Origin of the sequence: Streptomyces sp. NPDC056373 (assembly GCF_042262425.1) — a bacterium.
Lineage (GTDB): Bacteria > Actinomycetota > Actinomycetes > Streptomycetales > Streptomycetaceae > Streptomyces.
This window is the reverse complement of the sequence record NZ_JBHJPX010000011.1, coordinates 92,853-109,081: the sequence shown is the minus strand read 5'-3', so window position 1 is coordinate 109,081 and position 16,229 is coordinate 92,853. Positions and strand designations below refer to the sequence as shown.

Below are 16,229 nucleotides of genomic sequence, written 5' to 3'. Positions count from 1 at the left end.
CATGCCGGCAGCGAACGTCGTCTTCGCCTGCGAAACCCTGCTGGTCGTCACGGGCATCATCTGGATGCTCACGGTCGTCCGCACCCGGGCGAGGGTCGCCGGGGCCGATCGTCCCCGCCTCGGCCTCATCCAGCCGACCGGCGAACTGCTCACCGCCGCGGCGCTCAGCCTCGGCGCGGGATGGGCCGTCACCCGCCACGAGGTGCCCAACCTGCTCGTGCTCGCCGTTCTCGGGATCGTCCTCCCGGCCATGGCCGGCATGGCCCTGGCGCTGATCATCCGCCAGGAGGAGTCGCCGCTGCGCAGCGCACGCGGCTGGCCGGTGCTGCTCGTGCCCGTCATCGGGGGCGCGACCGCCGGTCTGGCACCTCACCTGTTCTGAGCACAGGACACCCCTTCCTGAACAGGGAACAGCCGTGTCCGGCGGGTCGCCGTCCCGCCGGACACGGCCGTCCGACAGGTCTCGGGGGCGGATCCCCTCCGGCGAGGCCGTCCCCGGCCCCGGACGCCCCCGGCCCCGGACGCCCCCGGCTCAACCCGGAAATTAACCGAACTCACGTACAACCCTTACGTGCCTCCGCAGGTCTCTTGATCGCCGACCGGCCGTGAACCTCCGGACAACTCCCGGCGAACACGGACAACCGGCCCTCCATCGACTGTGGATGTCCGCCAGGCATCCCCCGCATGCAGACCTCCGGAGCACCGCCTTGCGCAAGCGCACCCTCCTGCTGGCCGCCGCCCTCACCACCGGCCTCCTCTCCGCCACCCCGGCCACCGCCGCCCCCTCCGGACTCGCCGGGGACTTCAACGGCGACGGATACCGGGACATCGCGGTCGGCGCCGCGTGCACCACCGTCGGCTCGGCCTCCTGCGCCGGCGCCGTCGTCGTGCTGTACGGCTCGGCGTCCGGCGTGTCGGCCACCCGCAAGGCCGTCATCACCCAGAACTCCACGGGAGTGCCCGGCACCGCCGAGTCCGGCGACCTGTTCGGCGCCTCCCTGGCCACCGGCGACCTGGACCGCGACGGCTACTCCGACCTCGTGGTCGGCGCCACCGGCGAGAGCGTGGGTGACCGGGACGCCGTCGGCTCCGGCACGGTCCTGTGGGGCAGCAAGTCCGGGCCGGCCGGCGGCAAGGGCCTGCCGCAGCCGTCGACGCTCTCCGAGTACGGCAGCTTCTCCCGGGGCATCGCCACCGGCGACTTCGACGGTGACGGCGACACGGACGTCACGCTCACCGGCCAGAGCCACACCCGTATCTACAACGGCCCCTTCACCCGCACCGGCGGCCCGCTGAACAACCTCCGCGTCGGTGAGCTCGGCACCACGTCCGAGGTGATCGCGGGTGACCTCACCGGCGACGGAGCGGCCGAGCGCGTCTACCCCTTCACCGTCGACGGCGACTCCGGCGGCGAGATCCTCTACTTCCGCTGGAACGGCACGACGCACAAGATGGCCGAGCTGCCGAACGCCGACGGCACCCAGGGCGCGATCGGCGACATCGACGGCGACGGCTACGGCGACCTCGTCCTCGGCGACTCCGGGGACCCGTACGAACTCAAGCCCGGCGGCCACGTGGGCGGCCGGATCACCGTCTGGTACGGCGGCCCGAACGGCCCCGACCCGGCGCAGCAGCCGGCCGTCGTCCACCAGGACACGGAGGGCGTGCCCGGCGCGGGCGAGCCGGACGACGGTTTCGGCACGTCCGTGAGCACCGGCGACATCAACGGCGACGGGTACGCGGACGTCGCGGTCGCCGCCCCGGGTGAGGACCTCGGCTCGGCGAAGGACGCCGGCTCGGTGACCCTGCTGTTCGGCTCCGCGTCCGGCCTGAAGACCAGCGGCGCGAAGTCGTACACCCAGGACACCGCCGGGGTGCCCGGTTCCGCCGAGTCCTGGGACCGGTTCGGTTCCGCCGTCGACCTGACCGACGTGACCAAGGACGGCAAGGCGGACCTGTCCGTCGGCGTCGACGGCGAGAACTCCACGGGCGGCCTGTGGTTCCTGCGCGGCTCCGCCTCCGGCCTGACCACCAGCGGCGCGCAGGGCATCACCACCACCGCCGTCGCCCTCAAGACCGGCCTCTACTTCGGTTCGGCCATCGCCCAGTGACGCCCCGTCGACCCACCCGTGAGGCCCGTACGCCCATGCGCACCCGTACCGCTTCCACCGTCCTCGCCGCGGCCCTGACGCCGCTCGCGTTCGCCCTGTCCGTCCCGGCCGCGCACGCCGCGCCGGCCGCCGCGCCCTACGACTTCAACGGCGACGGCCGCGCCGACCTCGCGATCGGCGCGCCGGGCGCCACGGTCGCCGGGCAGGCGCGGGCGGGTGCCGTGTCGGTGGTCTACGGCGGCGCGAGCGGCCCGAAGACCTCCACCCGGACCCTGCTGACGCAGAACACGGCCGGGATGCCGGGCACCGCCGAGGCCGACGACGCCTTCGGTTCCGCCCTCGCCTCCGCCGACCTGAACACCGACGGCTACGCCGACCTGCTGGTCGGCACGCCCGGCGAGGACGGCAGCGACAGCAACGACGGCACGGTCACCGTCGTCTGGGGCTCGGCGTCCGGCCTGTCCGGCGCCCGTTCGCTGTTCAGCTTCTTCAGCACCGACTACGACCGCTACGGCCAGGCCCTGGCCACGGGCGACTTCGACAACGACGGGGACGTGGACGTCGCGGTCGGCTCCACCGGCCCGATCACTCTCTCCCTCGTGGACGGCCCGATCACCAAGTCCAGCGGCTCCAACGGCGGTTCGGGCTCGCGCAACGACCGGTGGGCGTCCACGAGCGGCGTCACCCGGCTCTCCTCCGGCGACGTCACCGGGGACGGCCACCCCCGCGTGGTCCTGCACGGCCGCGCCGCGCACGACGGCGCCGCCACGACCGCCCTGGCCGACATGGAGATCGACAACTACAACGACTGGCTGCAGAAGCTGCCCGCCGGGTTCGTCTCCGCCGTCGGCGACATCGACGGCGACGGCCACGACGACATCGCCGTGGGCAACGACCGGGAGGTGGCCGCCGACCCGGGCGGCGCCCTCGGCGGCAAGGTGACCGTCGTCTACGGCGGTCCCGAGGGGCCTGCCCCGGACCGCGCCCCGCTCGTCCTCACCCAGGACACCGCCGGTGTGCCCGGGGCCGCCGAGAAGGGCGACCGGTTCGGCGGCGACGTCTCCCTCGGCGACGTCAACGGCGACGGGTACGCCGACCTGGCGATCGGCACCCCGGGCGAGAACAGCTCGGCCGGCGCCGTCACCGTGCTGTTCGGCTCGGCGTCCGGCCTGACCACCAAGGGCGCCGCTTCGTACAGCCAGAACACGGCCGGTGTGCCCGGCGCCTCCGAGAAGGGCGACCGGTTCGGCGAGCGCGTCACGCTCACCGACCACACCGGCGACCGCCGCGCCGACCTGTCCGTCTCCGCACCGGGCGAGAACACCGGCGACGGCGCCGTCTGGTCCCTGCGCTCCACGGCGACCGGCCCGGCCGCCTCCGGCTCGACGAGCTTCGGCCCGGGCACGACGGGCATCTCCACGGCCGGCACGCCCGGCTACGGCACGGCGCTCAACTCCTGACCGGCCCCACAGCCCCACCTTCCGGCCGGACGGCCGACGCCCGGCCACGCCCCACCGGAGCGTCGGCCCGAAGGCCACCGACGGTCACCGGCGACGACGGCGACCTCACGACCGAACATCCGACGACCCGACGACCCGACGACCCGACGACCCGACGACCCGACGGGGATCTTGATGCGCAAGCGCACCCTGCTCCTGGCCACGGCCCTGGCCACCGGCCTGCTCACGGCCCTGCCCACGACGGCGGCCACCGCCGCACCCGCCACCGGCCCGACCGCCGACTTCAACGGCGACGGTTACGGCGACATCGCCTTCGCCACCCCGTACGCCAAGGTCGACGGCAAGAGCATGGCCGGTTACGTCGCCGTCGCCTACGGCGGCGACACCGGACTCGACCCGGCGAAGCACACCGTCGTCAGCCAGAACTCCGACGGGGTGCCCGGCGACGCCGGCGCCGATGACACCTTCGGCCACGCGCTCGCCACGGCCGACCTGAACGGCGACGGCTACACCGACCTCGCGGTCGGCGCTCCCGGCGACCGCGACGGCACCGACACCGACGGCGGCACCGTCACCGTCCTGTGGGGCTCGGCGAACGGCCTGCACAGCGGCACGACGGTCAAGGACCCGGCCGCCTCCGCCCACAACAACTGGGGCAACCTGCTGACCGCGGGCGACTTCGACGGCGACGGCAAGGCGGACCTGGCCGTCGGCGCCGACACCGACGACGTCTACGTCGTCCGCGGCCCTTTCACCACCACCGGCACCACGGGCGCCACCCAGAAGATCTCCACCCCCGAGCCGGCGTGGATCGTCGACGCCCTGGGCGCGGGCGACACCGACGCCGACGGCAGGTCGGACCTGGTCCTCACCTACCGGGTCTTCACCAGCGGGGAGGAGGCGAGCAGCTGGTCCAAGGGCGTCGCCTACCTCGGCTCCCCCACCGGCCCGGACACCTCGGCCCCCCGCGCCCTGAACGGCGGCACCACCCTCGCCTTCGGCGACATCGACGGCGACGGCTACGACGAGATCGCCCTCGGCAACGTGTTCGGCAAGGGGAGCGACCACACCGGCAGTCTCGGCGGCAAGGTCGTCGTCATCCGCGGCTCCGAGGGCGGCCCCGTCAACGGCGACGCGCCCATGGCCCAGCTCACCCAGGACTCCGAGGGCGTCCCCGGCGCCGACGAGGCGAACGACGGCTTCGGCGGCGCCGTGTCCATAGGCGACACCAACGGCGACGGCTACGGCGACCTCGCCATCGGCGTCCCCTTCGAGGACCTCGGCACCACCGAGGACGCCGGCGCCGTGATCCTCATGAACGGCTCGGCCTCCGGTCTCGCGCGCACCGGCGCCCGCACCGTCACCCAGAACACCGCCGGTGTCCCCGGCACGGCCGAGGCCATCGACTACTTCGGCTCCGACGCCCTGCTGAGGGACGTCAGCAAGGACGGCCACGCCGAGTTCACCGTCACCGCCGGCTTCGAGGACGAGGGCATCGGCGCGATCACGGCCCTGCGCGGCTCGGCCACCGGCCCCGTCACCGACGGCGCCCGCACCTTCGGCCCCGGCAGCCTCGGCCGGACCCGCGCCTACGGCGCCTTCGGCACCGGCCTCACCGGCTGACGGAAAAACAGGAGACCCCTATGCGCAGATCCACCACGACCGCCCTGGTCGCCGCCCTGCTGGCGACCGGCATCACGCCCGTGCTCCTCGCCGGTCCCGCCACCGCGGCACCGGCCAAGCACTACGACGACTTCAACGGCGACGGCCGCCGCGACCTCGCCTACGGCGGCTACGACGACGTCGACCGCGAGGGTGGCACGATCACCGTCGTGTACGGCACCGCCACCGGCCTCGACACCGCCCACCCGAAGTACCTCCACCAGGACAGCGCGGGCGTGCCGGGCTCCGGCGAGGAGGACGACCAGTTCGGCGCGTCCCTCGCGAGCGCCGACCTGAACAAGGACGGCTACGCGGACCTCGTCGTCGGCAACCCCACCGAGCACGTGGGCAGTGACGAATACCGCGGCACCGTCACCGTCCTGTGGGGCTCGAAGTCCGGCCTGTCCGGTGGCACCAGCATCGCCCCCGTCGGCGGTGCGGTGGGTCACTTCGGCCGCGACCTGGCCACCGGCGACTTCACCGGCGACGGCTCCCCCGACCTGGCCGTGATCGGCGGCGAGGAGGCGTGGCTGTACCGCGGCCCCTTCACCAAGTCGGGCACCACCGGCAGGGTCAGCAAGATCGACAAGAGCTCCGGCGGCTGGTACTCCACCGCCCTCGGAGCCGGAAAGGTCGACGGGGACGGCAGGACGGACCTGGTGGTGATCGGCACGGAGATCGACGACAGCCGGATCCGCGAGCGCGCCTGGTACCTGAAGGGCACCTCCTCCGGCCTCGCCTCGGGCGCCTCCAAGACCCTCAGCGACCGGCAGGAGGGCCTCTACCCGAGCCCCGTGATCGGCGACTTCGACAAGAACGGCTACGGCGACATCGCCCTCGGCGTGCCCGACAAGGACAACGGCAAGGGCGCGGTCACCGTCTGGCGCGGCACGTCGTCGGGCCCGGGCACGTCGGTCACCCTCACCCAGGCGACCTCCGGCGTCTCCGGCAGCCCCGAGGCCGACGACAACTTCGGTTACGCGATCTCGGCCGCCGACACCAACGGCGACGGCTACGCGGACCTCGCGGTCGGCGTCCCGCACGAGGACGTCGCGGGCGACCGGGACCAGGGCGGCGTCCACGTCTTCCGCGGCGGCTCCGGCGGCCTCAGCGGCGCGCGTTCCTCGTGGATCGCCCAGACGGTGCTCGGCCCCGCCGACTCCGGCGCCGCCTTCGGCTACACCCTCCGCCTGCGCGACCTGACCGGCGACGGCAAGGCCGACCTGGCCATCGGCGCGGCGAGCGGCGCGCTGCTCATGCGCGGCACGAGCACGGTCCCGACGAAGACCGGCGCGATCCCCCTGCCGGAACTGGGCGGCACGCTTCCCGACTGAGGCCGTGTGCCAAGGACCCGGGGCGAGGCCCGTACGGCCGAACCCTGACGCCCCACGGACACCCAAAGCCCCTTCCCCTTAAGGGATGTCACAGCTCGGCCGCAAAGCCGGGCCCGCAAGCCCGGGCCCGGCACGCGACCGCCGGGGACCAGGTACGTTCGAAGACGTGGCTGGATTCAGGATCGGACGCGGCCGGAACAACGGCGCTCCTCAGACGCGACCGCACAACCCTCCGTACGGGCAGCAGACGCCGCAGGGACCGTCGTACGGCTCCCCGCCGGCGCCGCAGCCGTACCCGCAGCAGCAGCCGTACGGCAACGGCGGCGGCCCCACGTGGCCGCAGCCGAACGCCGCACACGGCGGCGGCTACGGCGGGCAGGGCGAGCCGGAGTACTTCGGCGACGGCGCGTACCCGCCCGGCCCACAGGGTCCGGCCGACCCGTACGCCGCGAACAACCCGGGCCACACCCAGGCCTTCTCGGTCGGCGACGACCCCTACACCCAGGGCGACACCTACCGTGCCGGCTCGGCGGCCCCGGCGCCCGGCCCGGTCGGCCCGCGCCTGCACTGGAAGGCCCTGCTCCGGGGGATCGTCCTCGCCCCCAACCAGACGTTCCTCCAGATGCGGGACTACTCGATGTGGGGCCCGGCCCTCGTCGTCACGTTCCTCTACGGCCTGCTCGCCGTCTTCGGCTTCGACGGCGCCCGCGCGGATGCGATAAACGCCACACTGTCGAACGCGGTGCCGATCGTCCTGACGACGGCCGTGGCGATGGTGCTCAGCGCGTTCGTCCTGGGCGTGGTCACTCACACGCTGGCCCGCCAGCTCGGCGGCGACGGCGCCTGGCAGCCCACGGTCGGCCTGTCCATGCTGATCATGTCCCTCACGGACGCGCCCCGCCTGGTCTTCGCGATGTTCGCGGGCGGCGACGCGACGTTCGTCCAGCTGCTGGGCTGGGCCACCTGGGTCGCGGGCGGCGCCCTGCTGACCCTCATGGTCGGCCGCTCCCACGACCTGCCCTGGCCGAAGGCGCTGGGCGCGTCGGCCATCCAGCTGATCGCCCTGCTGTCGATCGTGAAGCTGGGCACGGTCTGATTCTCCGCGCACACGAGAGAGGGGCTCCCTGGGGAGCCCCTCTCTCGTGTCCGGTCCCGCTGGTCAGGCGTCGAGAACCTGCCCGGCGCGCCGCACCAGGGGTTCCTCGACGGACCACGGGAAGTTGATCCACTGATCGGTCCGCTTCCAGACGTACTCGCACCTCACGAGCGACTGGGACTTCTCGTAGATCACGGCGCTGCGCACCTCGGCGACGGTGTCGAGGCAGAAGTCGCGGACCAGCTTGAGCGTCTTGCCGGTGTCGGCGACGTCGTCGGTGATCAGGACCTTCTTCTCGGAGAAGTCGATCACGTTCGGGACGGGGGCGAGCATGACGGGCATCTCGAGGGTCGTCCCCACCCCTGTGTAGAACTCCACGTTCACGAGGTGGATGTTCTTGCAGTCGAGGGCGTAGGCGAGCCCACCGGCCACGAAGACGCCGCCGCGGGCGATGCTGAGGACTATGTCGGGCTCGTAGCCGTCGTCGGCGATGGCCTGCGCGAGCTCGCGCACGGCGACGCCGAACCTCTCGTAGGTCAGGTTCTCGCGCACGTCACTCATGCCTGCGTCGCTCACGTTCTGGTCGCTCACACCTGGGTCCGGTGGAAGTTGAGGAAGGACCGGGAGGCGGTCGGCCCGCGCTGCCCCTGGTACCGGGATCCGTACCGCTCGCTGCCGTAGGGGAAGTCGGCGGGGGAGCTCAGCTTGAACATGCACAGCTGGCCGATCTTCATGCCCGGCCAGAGCTTGATGGGCAGGGTGGCGAGGTTGGACAGCTCCAGGGTCACGTGCCCGCTGAAGCCGGGGTCGATGAAACCGGCCGTCGAGTGCGTGACCAGCCCCAGCCGCCCCAGCGAGCTCTTGCCCTCAAGCCGGGAGGCGAGATCGTCGGGCAGCGTGATGACCTCGTACGTGCTGGCGAGGACGAACTCACCGGGGTGCAGGATGAACGGTTCGTCCCCCTCCGGCTCCACGAGCCGGGTCAGATCGGCCTGCTCGATGGCGGGGTCGATGTGCGGGTACCGGTGATTCTCGAACACCCGGAAGTAGCGGTCCAGCCGCACATCGATGCTCGACGGCTGCACCATCGCGTCGTCATACGGATCGATCCGCACCCGTCCGGCGTCGATCTCGGCCCGGATGTCCTTGTCTGAGAGAAGCACGCCCCGAGGATACGCAAGGCGCGCGGAGCGACCACAACCGGACGTCTCCGCGCGCCTTGTGCCTGTTGCTGTCTGCTGTGTCCGTCACCTGCTGCCACGGCTGTATGCCGCAGGTGCTGCCACCGCTACCGCTTCTGATAGCTGACGGGCACCACGCTCCGGAGCCGCGCACATCGCGGGCACCGAAGCAGCCGGCCGGGGCCGAGCCGCTCGGCCTGCTGCATCGGGAACGAAGCGGTGCTGAACACGTGCCCATCGGCACAACGGACGACGGTGCGCTCCATCAAGTCCAAGAGTCCCTTCCCCAAGAGCCGCGTCTGGCTGTTGCTGCCTGACGACAAAAGCCACAGTACGGGATCAAAGGGACGGCCTCACAGGCGGCACTCCGGTCCCGCCCGGGCCCCCTGACGCCCCTCCACCGTACGCCCCAACTCCGTTCCCCCGCAGCCGCATCCCATCCCTGAAACGCCCTCAGGCCTCGCGGCGAAAACACCGGAGGCCTGGCATGAGGTAGAGTGAGCGAGCATTCGGCACCGACTCCGTCGGCGTCTTACGCGGGTGTAGTTTAATGGTAGAACATCAGCTTCCCAAGCTGAGAGCGCGAGTTCGATTCTCGTCACCCGCTCTTCTTGAAGCCCCAGGTCAGCGGCCTGGGGCTTGTTTTTTGGGGGAGCCGTTGCCGCGTTTTACGGTTACTCCTGCACCCGAGATTGGGCACGCAGAGGGCACGCGCGCCTTGAGAGGGCGCCTCAATCACGTCACAGTGTGGCGCTGACCTGCCCTTTCACGTAGTTGAGCCGGAGGTGAGCCCTCAGCCCGCTGTTCCCGGGCAAGGGCGACAACCGTCCTGCACGTGCTGTGTCGTGGGCGGGGCACAGGCCCCTTGTGGGAGTGGGCACTTGACCGCCGAGGGTCCTGCGTCAGAGCGGGAGGTCGTCGGGGAGTACCCGGAACGCCTTGTGGCGGCCCAGCGGGCGCACCGCCCGGAAGTCTCGTCGGTCCAGGGTGAGGATCGCGTCCGTGTCGTAGTCGGCGGCTAGCGCCACGTTCACCGCGTCGGCGAGGTCGAGGTCCAGTGCGCGGTAACGGACACGGACGGACTGGGCTGCGCCCAGGTGGTCTTCCGTGATCTCCGGCAGCACGACACGCCCGCGGCTCATCCAGCGCCGCAGGTCGTCGACCGCGCTGAGGGCAGCCTCCCTGCCCAGCTCACGCGTCGCCACGTGATCCAGTTCGGCCAGCAGGAGCGGAGACATGACCAGCAGGCCCGCCGCCATGATCGCCTCGTTCGCCGCCGCGCACTCCGGATGAGCCGAGTCCAGGGCTGCCAGAAGGCCGGACGTATCGGCGATGACAATGATCACGCGGTTGATCCGGAACCCGAGCCGCTCTCACGCCGGACGGCATCGGCGACCGTGTCGCGGACCTCCGACTTGGGCAGCGTCCGCCCCGGCCCCTCGAAGGTGCGTGAGAACAGCGGCTCGTCCCAGACCCGGTTCGCCATGGCCGCGAGGTGGATGCCCTGGCGGATGATCTCGGCCTCGCTTATACCCCGGCGCTTGGCGGCATCCTTGATGATCGCCAGGTCCTCGGGATCCGCGTAGACGTTTGTGCGCTTCATGGACATGTACCAAGAGTAGTCCATGTACCGGTTTGATGTATCCGGCACACCTCTCCATGTCGTGTTGCTGAGGACCAGCCGAACTGGCCTCACACGCCCCTTTCGGGTGTCAGACTGTTCCTGGGGAGAGGGGTATGTCATGGGGTTCGGCTTCCGTGTCGGTGTGCCCGGGATGAGTGTGCGGGTGTCCACTCGTGGAGTGCGCACCTCGATCGGGCCACGTGCGGCGAGGCTCAGCGTGGGCAGCGGCGGCGCCAGGATGTCGACCGGACTCGGCCCCTTCTACGCGTCGAGTTCCCTCGGCGGCAATCGACGGGGCACCAGTACGCGGCGTACGACACGATCTCGTACGGTCGCCCCGTCAGCCGCGCAACTGGATCGGGCGCGCCGTCAGGCAGAGCGGGCTCAGCAGGAGGCAGAGCGCGATGCCGCCATCGCTCAGTTGCGGGATCTGAGGCGCCAGATGACCAGCGTTCATCTGGAGTCCTTCCCCGCGGCGCATCCGCCCGTCATCCCGGACGCCCCCCAACTGAGCCTGTCCTGGGCGCTCGCCGAAGCCCGGACGTTCCATCTTCAGGGCGTGGGGCGGCTGGCACTCGCGGAGAGGGCTGCGGCCAGGCAACGGGCGGAACAGGACGCGCCCGCCTACCTGGCCGCCGAGACAGCGCGACTGCTGGAGATCCGCCATCAGTTGACGAACGAGGCCGAACACTGGTGGCAAGCCCTGCTCGCCAATGACGAGGCCACCGTCTGCGAAGCGGTGAACACCGCCTTCTCGGACAACCCGGCCGCCGGCTGTGCCGTAGGCGTGGACGGCTCGGTGCTGTCCGTCGTTGTGCGGCAACAGGACCTCGACTCCATCCCCGGTCAGACGCCTGGGCTCACGCCCGGCGGACGCCCGACGCTGAAGAACCTCACCAAGCGGGACCGCGTCCTGTGGTGGCTGACGTCCATGGGTTCCAACATCGTCGCCACGCTGAAGGAGGGCTTCGCCACCGCACCCGGCATCACAGCCATCGACCTCGCCGTGCTGACCCGCCTGCCCGACACCCAGCGCCTCGGCTTCGTGGCCTACGGCCGCTGGACGCGCCAGGCGATCGAGTCCATGCCCTGGCGGGAACCTGCGGACGCCCTGCGCTTCCAGGACATCGGGCAGGACGTAGCCTGCTCCGTCACCACCACCGCATCGGGCAATCTGTCCAGCTCGATCAAGCCGCTCGAGACCAGCCGCGTGCCCGGCCTCCAGGACCTGCTCGACCATGCTGAGGACGAACCCGGCGCCGGCGAACCGTCACTCGCCGACCTTGACGTCACCCTCGGCGCGGGCACCCCGCCCGACGGGGCCCCACTCACCGATCCCTATCGGATCAAGCCGTTCGTCGAATGGAAGCAACACAGGGCGGCAGGACCGCCTCCTGCCCCCGCCACACCGCCCGTGCTGCCCACCTCGCTCATCCCCGGCCAGACCCTCGTCCTGCCCGAGGACGCCTGGCAGGGGCTGGGCGTCGCCTTCAGCTTCGCCGGCGCGGACGCGGACCTCACCCTCTTCCTGACCGGGGAGGACGGCCGAGTGGCGGCTGACGAGGACTTCGTCTTCTACAACCAGCCCTTCTCTGCTGACGGTGCCGCACGGCTTCTGGGCAAGCAGCAGGAGGGTCTGTACTCCGTCGAACGCGCCACCATTCACCTGGCTGCCCTGCCCGACCGAGTGCGCCGCGTCGCCATCGCCATCAACATGGACGTCGACACGGGCCTGAACTGCGGCGCTCTCACCCACGCCGCCTTGCACATGGACTGCGTGACCGGGGCCGCATGGGCATTCCAGCCCTCCGCAAACCCGGAGATCCGAGCCATGGTCGTCGCCGAGTTGTACCGACACACCCTCGACGGCGTACCCGCGTGGAAGCTACGGGCCCTCGGTCAGGGATGGGCGGACGGCCTCGACGGCCTCGCCCGCGCCTACGGAGTCGCCGTCGAGTGACAGCCGGAAGCCGACCCTCTACGCATCCGCAACCACACATGTCCTGGGCACGAGACGCCTGGACGCGGAATCCTCCCAAGTTCCGTCGCCCCGTCCCCAGACCTTGCTCCGGAGCCGTGCCCATAATGTGCCCGCGGGAAGGAAAACCACGGTCAACAGCGGTGTGAACCGACACTTACGATCTCGCCGCGGAAACGGCATCTGCACAGGTCAGAGCCCTATAGCACGAACCCCCAGGTCAGAGATCCGGGGGTTGTTTGTTGTCTAGATCGGTGGGCGGGTCGCAAACCACATCGGCACCATGAAGACCGAAACCCCAGGTCAGCGGCCTGGGGTTTGCTTTTTTCCACTGGCTTTCCGGCGCTTTCATCGCAGGGTGCGCTCGAAGATGGGGCACGTGGAGGGCACAAACGCTGGTTGGAACAATGGCGGGGCTGCTTCCATCGCGGCGCACACCGCTGACCTGCGGTTTCGCATCACGCAATGCAAGATCGCGTAGAGAGAGCCCTCAGCCTGCCGTTCCCCGACGAACGCTGCCAGTCGGTGCGCCCGCGCAGGGTGCCGGTACCCGGCGCGAAGGTCACCCCGGCACGGACTTCACCAAGGAGGCCGCGGCCTTCATGCCGGCCTCGTTCGGGTGGTCGCCCGGTGTTCCGGATGAGCCGAGTCCAGGGCTGCCGGAAGGCCGGACGTATCGGCGATGAAAATGATCACGCGGCGGATCCGGACCCCGTGCCGGTCTCACGCCGGACGGCCTCGGTGACCGTGTCCCGGACCTCCGACTGGGACAGCGTGCGCCCCGGCCCCTCGTAGGTGCGCGAGAACAGCGGCTCGTCCCAGACCCGGTTCGTCATCCCGGGTGAGCTGCCGCGCGCGTACCCCACGTGGCGGCCGATGATGGGAACACGGCCGAACACGCGGAGCTGGTCATGACGGGTTGGCGGGTCCGGGACTACTCCCCGGACGATCTCGAGGGAGTCCTCCGTGTCGACATGGAGAGCGGCACGACCGAAGAACGGGCCCTCTTCCCTCTCTCGGACGCCGTGGCGGCCCTCCAGGCCCGCCACCCCGCTGTGGTGGCCACGGCGAACGACGTGGTCATCGGCGCCGCGGTGAGCAGCGTGGAGGGGGACCGATCGTGGATCTTGCGCATCTGCACGGCACCTGCCTGGCGGCACCAGGGGCTGGGCAGCGCCCTGATCACGGCCCTTGAGCAACGGCTTTTCACCGACGGTGTCCGCGCGGTCCACGCCGCCCTGCCCGAGGGGGAGACCGGTGCAACAGCGCTGCGTAACTGCGAGTTCAGCGCCCGATCGGGCCTGGTCCTCTTCGAGAAGCGCAGACCGGTGCCCTTGCAGGCGGCCGACATGCTCTCCTCGCTCGGAGCGGAGCTGCCGCCCGGCGGACTGTGGCAGAAGGTCGCGGGCATGCAGAACGAGAAGCAGCTCATCGAGCGCCGTCTGGTCCTGCCGCTGGCCCATCCCGGACTGGCCGCGGAGCACGGTGTGGAACTGCCGCGAGCGGTGATGCTGTTCGGTCCGCCCGGGACCGGCAAGAGCACCTTCGCGCACGCGATCGCCAGCCGCCTGGGATGGCCCTTCCTCGAGCTGTTCCCCGCGCGTCTGGCCGCCGAGTACGGCCTGGCGAGCGGGCTGAGCCGGCGCTTCGACGAGATATCACGGCTCGACCACGTCCTGGTGTTCATCGACGAGGTCGAGGAGGTCGCCGGCGCACGCAGCGGCGCGGACGCGACCGCGGTCGGCGTCGTCAACGAGCTGCTCAAGGCGATCGTCCGGTTCCGCAGGCAGGACGGGCGGCTGCTCGTATGCGCCACGAACAACGTGACCACGCTCGACTCCGCGTTCCTGCGGCACGGCCGCTTCGACTACGTACTGCCGATCGGCCCTCCCGACCACCGCGCCAGGACCGCGCTGTGGGAGAGCTACCTGACACGAGCGGGCGCGAGGGCCGACAGCGAGGCGCTCGCGTCCGCCAGCGAGGGTTTCACACCGGCCGACATCGCCCACGTGGCACGAACCGTCTCCCAGGCTGGATTCGAGCGCACTTTCGACACCGGTACCCGTGTCCTCCCCTCCACGCACGACTACCTGGACACGATCCGCAACACGCAGCCCACGGTCAGCGCCACCGTGGCCCAGGAGTTCGCCGAGCAGATGGAGCAGTACGCCCGCCTCTAGCGTCCCCGCCCGGGAAGCACGGCCTTCCCGGCGCCGCCGAATTCTGCTGAGAGCGCGGGTTCGATTCTCGTCACCCGCTCCATGTGCCCCCGGTCAGAGGCCCAGGGGTTCTTTGCTGCCCAGACCAGTGCGCGACCCGCGCACCACCACCGCACCATAGGGACCTGGCAGGCTGCGGGTGGACTCCTCCTTGTGGTGCTTCGCACGCCGGGCGATCGGCCCCAGGTCCCGGTGGTCACGGGATTCTGACCCCACGTCGATCAGCCGCCCCGCAGAACGTCGCCGGCCTGCTGCAGCCTGCCCGACGCGATACGCCTGGCCGCCACAGGCTGTCGCGGTGTGAGACCCGCCCCGCAGGGAACCCGCACCCGGACAAGGGCCTGAGCTTCCGCCGGCCGACTGGGCAGACGTCGTCCTCCACGGCGCTGTGCGCCTCCCGCAGGGCGGAAGCGCAACCCTCCGTGCGGCCCGGTCTCTGCAGCTCCCGAAGCGGCGCCGAGCCATCCGCCCCTTCGGAGAGAGTGTCACCGCCATGGCCGCAAGTACCACGCTCAACCCGCCGTCCTCGGCGATGCCCGGCAGTGACTTCGCCCGGCTGTCGAGGAAGATCGCCGATGCCGGCCTGATGGGCCGCCGTCCCGGCTACTACGCACTGCGAGTCACGGTGGTTGCCGGGCTCTACGTCGGCGGGTGGGCCGCCGTCGCGCTCATCGGTGACAGCTGGTGGACCCTGACCGTCGCCGCCTTCCTCGCCGTCGTCTTCGGTCAGGTCGCCCTGCTCGCCCATGACGCGGCCCACCGTCAGGTGTTCCGCCGGCGCCGGGCCAGCGAGGTGTCGGGACGGATCGCCGGTGCCGGTATCGGGATGGGCTACGGGTGGTGGCAGGACAAGCACACCCGCCACCACGCCAACCCCAACCACGAGGACCTCGACCCCGACCTCGACCCCGACCTGCTGGTCTGGTCCCAGGATCAGGCCCGGGCCGCCACCGGGCTGCCGCGTCTGATCGGCCGCCGGCAGGCGTTCCTCTTCTTCCCGCTCCTGACCCTGGAGGGCTTCAACCTGCACGTGTCGAGCGTGCGGGCGCTGGCCAATCGCTCGCTCAAGCACCGAGCACTCGACGGCGTCCTGCTGTTCGCGCACTTCGCGGTCTATCCGACCGTCCTGTTCTGGTTGCTGCCCCTCGGCATGGCGATCGCCTTCCTCGCCGTCCACCAGTGCCTCTTCGGTGTCTACCTCGGCTCCCTCTTCGCTCCCAACCACAAGGGCATGCCGATCCTGAAGGGCGAGGACCGCCCGGACTTCCTGCGCCGCCAGGTACTCACCTCGCGCAACGTGCGCGGCGGCCGCCTCACAGACATCGCGCTGGGCGGGCTGAACCACCAGATCGAGCACCACCTGTTCCCCAGCATGCCCAGCCCCAACCTGCGCAAGGCCCGGCCCATCGTCAGGCGCCACTGCGAGGACCTGGGCGTGGACTACGTGGAGACCGGGCTGGTCACCTCCTACCGGCTGGCCCTCGTCAGCCTCCATCAGGCGGGAGCACCACTCCGGAGGCCCCGGACTCCCGCGTAGGAACGGGCGTCCGGCGCTGCCCGCGGG

General features: G+C 71.0%; 15 protein-coding genes, 1 tRNA gene and 1 pseudogene. 10 read left to right on the top strand and 7 right to left on the bottom strand.

Annotated features, from left to right (window positions below; translation table 11 throughout):
• Position 1: 1 nt before the first annotated feature.
• From ACFCXS_RS23955 to ACFCXS_RS23930, 6 genes are all read left to right on the top strand, one after another.
• Complete coding sequence (locus ACFCXS_RS23955) at positions 2-382, top strand: hypothetical protein (RefSeq protein WP_376645379.1); 381 nt, start codon at positions 2-4, stop codon at positions 380-382.
• A 325-nt stretch (positions 383-707) separates the two neighbouring features.
• Positions 708-2,111: an FG-GAP-like repeat-containing protein gene (locus ACFCXS_RS23950; RefSeq protein ID WP_376645378.1), complete on the top strand. Its 1,404-nt coding sequence runs from the start codon at positions 708-710 to the stop codon at positions 2,109-2,111.
• A gap of 35 nt (positions 2,112-2,146) precedes the next feature.
• Positions 2,147-3,571, top strand: coding sequence for a hypothetical protein (locus ACFCXS_RS23945; RefSeq protein ID WP_376645377.1), 1,425 nt, complete (start codon positions 2,147-2,149; stop codon positions 3,569-3,571).
• 174 nt (positions 3,572-3,745) lie between these two features.
• A complete protein-coding gene (locus tag ACFCXS_RS23940) occupies positions 3,746-5,194 on the top strand; it encodes an FG-GAP repeat protein (RefSeq protein ID WP_376645376.1) in 1,449 nt (482 codons plus the stop codon).
• A gap of 20 nt (positions 5,195-5,214) precedes the next feature.
• Entirely contained in the window at positions 5,215-6,567 is a 1,353-nt protein-coding gene (locus tag ACFCXS_RS23935) for an FG-GAP and VCBS repeat-containing protein (protein ID WP_376645375.1), read from the top strand.
• 85 nt (positions 6,568-6,652) lie between these two features.
• A complete protein-coding gene (locus ACFCXS_RS23930) occupies positions 6,653-7,663 on the top strand; it encodes a Yip1 family protein (RefSeq protein WP_376645374.1) in 1,011 nt (336 codons plus the stop codon).
• Between the two features lie 63 nt (positions 7,664-7,726).
• On the opposite strand, the gene ACFCXS_RS23925 is transcribed toward ACFCXS_RS23930, so the two are convergent.
• Positions 7,727-8,224, bottom strand: a complete 498-nt coding sequence (locus ACFCXS_RS23925; protein ID WP_376645373.1) for a phosphoribosyltransferase — start codon at positions 8,222-8,224, stop codon at positions 7,727-7,729.
• 26 nt (positions 8,225-8,250) lie between these two features.
• Complete coding sequence (dcd, locus tag ACFCXS_RS23920) at positions 8,251-8,826, bottom strand: dCTP deaminase (RefSeq protein WP_053670409.1); 576 nt, start codon at positions 8,824-8,826, stop codon at positions 8,251-8,253.
• A gap of 554 nt (positions 8,827-9,380) precedes the next feature.
• Here dcd and ACFCXS_RS23915 point away from each other — a divergent pair.
• Positions 9,381-9,451 (top strand) — tRNA-Gly (locus tag ACFCXS_RS23915).
• A gap of 133 nt (positions 9,452-9,584) precedes the next feature.
• Here ACFCXS_RS23915 and ACFCXS_RS23910 read toward each other — a convergent pair.
• The 3 genes from ACFCXS_RS23910 to ACFCXS_RS23900 are packed head-to-tail and all read right to left on the bottom strand — an operon-like array spanning position 9,585 to position 10,453.
• The gene (locus ACFCXS_RS23910; RefSeq protein ID WP_376645372.1) at positions 9,585-9,725 is read right to left on the bottom strand and encodes a phage DNA packaging protein J; all 141 of its coding nucleotides are present in this window, start codon (positions 9,723-9,725) and stop codon (positions 9,585-9,587) included.
• Positions 9,726-9,746: 21 nt separating this feature from the next.
• Entirely contained in the window at positions 9,747-10,190 is a 444-nt protein-coding gene (locus ACFCXS_RS23905; RefSeq protein WP_256909125.1) for a PIN domain-containing protein, read from the bottom strand.
• Positions 10,187-10,453 (bottom strand): CopG family transcriptional regulator, encoded by a 267-nt coding sequence (locus ACFCXS_RS23900; protein WP_376645371.1) that lies wholly within the window; start codon positions 10,451-10,453, stop codon positions 10,187-10,189. Before ACFCXS_RS23900 ends, ACFCXS_RS23905 begins: the two co-directional genes overlap by 4 nt.
• Before the next feature lie 457 nt (positions 10,454-10,910).
• Here ACFCXS_RS23900 and ACFCXS_RS23895 point away from each other — a divergent pair, with 457 nt between their 5' ends.
• Positions 10,911-12,428 (top strand): TerD family protein, encoded by a 1,518-nt coding sequence (locus ACFCXS_RS23895; RefSeq protein WP_376645370.1) that lies wholly within the window; start codon positions 10,911-10,913, stop codon positions 12,426-12,428.
• A 642-nt stretch (positions 12,429-13,070) separates the two neighbouring features.
• Here the strand turns inward: ACFCXS_RS23895 and ACFCXS_RS23890 are convergent.
• Positions 13,071-13,142: pseudogene (locus ACFCXS_RS23890) on the bottom strand (VapC toxin family PIN domain ribonuclease); the annotation flags it as partial.
• A complete protein-coding gene (locus ACFCXS_RS23885) occupies positions 13,139-13,327 on the bottom strand; it encodes a hypothetical protein (RefSeq protein ID WP_376645579.1) in 189 nt (62 codons plus the stop codon). The gene ACFCXS_RS23885 and the pseudogene ACFCXS_RS23890, both read right to left, overlap by 4 nt.
• Positions 13,328-13,357: 30 nt before the next feature.
• On the opposite strand from ACFCXS_RS23885, the gene ACFCXS_RS23880 reads away from it, so the two are divergent.
• Both ACFCXS_RS23880 and ACFCXS_RS23875 read left to right on the top strand, forming a co-directional pair.
• Positions 13,358-14,626: an ATP-binding protein gene (locus tag ACFCXS_RS23880; protein WP_376645369.1), complete on the top strand. Its 1,269-nt coding sequence runs from the start codon at positions 13,358-13,360 to the stop codon at positions 14,624-14,626.
• A 532-nt stretch (positions 14,627-15,158) separates the two neighbouring features.
• Positions 15,159-16,202: a fatty acid desaturase family protein gene (locus ACFCXS_RS23875; protein WP_376645368.1), complete on the top strand. Its 1,044-nt coding sequence runs from the start codon at positions 15,159-15,161 to the stop codon at positions 16,200-16,202.
• Positions 16,203-16,229 lie beyond the last annotated feature (27 nt).

Coding starts and splice junctions, on each gene's coding strand:
- ACFCXS_RS23945 (WP_376645377.1), top strand. CDS start 2,147: ATGCGCACCCGTACCGCTTCCACCGTCCTCGCCGCGGCCCTGACGCCG.
- ACFCXS_RS23925 (WP_376645373.1), bottom strand. CDS start 8,224: ATGAGTGACGTGCGCGAGAACCTGACCTACGAGAGGTTCGGCGTCGCC.
- ACFCXS_RS23895 (WP_376645370.1), top strand. CDS start 10,911: ATGACCAGCGTTCATCTGGAGTCCTTCCCCGCGGCGCATCCGCCCGTC.
- ACFCXS_RS23935 (WP_376645375.1), top strand. CDS start 5,215: ATGCGCAGATCCACCACGACCGCCCTGGTCGCCGCCCTGCTGGCGACC.
- ACFCXS_RS23940 (WP_376645376.1), top strand. CDS start 3,746: ATGCGCAAGCGCACCCTGCTCCTGGCCACGGCCCTGGCCACCGGCCTG.
- ACFCXS_RS23955 (WP_376645379.1), top strand. CDS start 2: ATGCCGGCAGCGAACGTCGTCTTCGCCTGCGAAACCCTGCTGGTCGTC.
- ACFCXS_RS23900 (WP_376645371.1), bottom strand. CDS start 10,453: ATGTCCATGAAGCGCACAAACGTCTACGCGGATCCCGAGGACCTGGCG.
- ACFCXS_RS23875 (WP_376645368.1), top strand. CDS start 15,159: ATGGCCGCAAGTACCACGCTCAACCCGCCGTCCTCGGCGATGCCCGGC.
- ACFCXS_RS23880 (WP_376645369.1), top strand. CDS start 13,358: ATGACGGGTTGGCGGGTCCGGGACTACTCCCCGGACGATCTCGAGGGA.
- ACFCXS_RS23930 (WP_376645374.1), top strand. CDS start 6,653: ATGTCACAGCTCGGCCGCAAAGCCGGGCCCGCAAGCCCGGGCCCGGCA.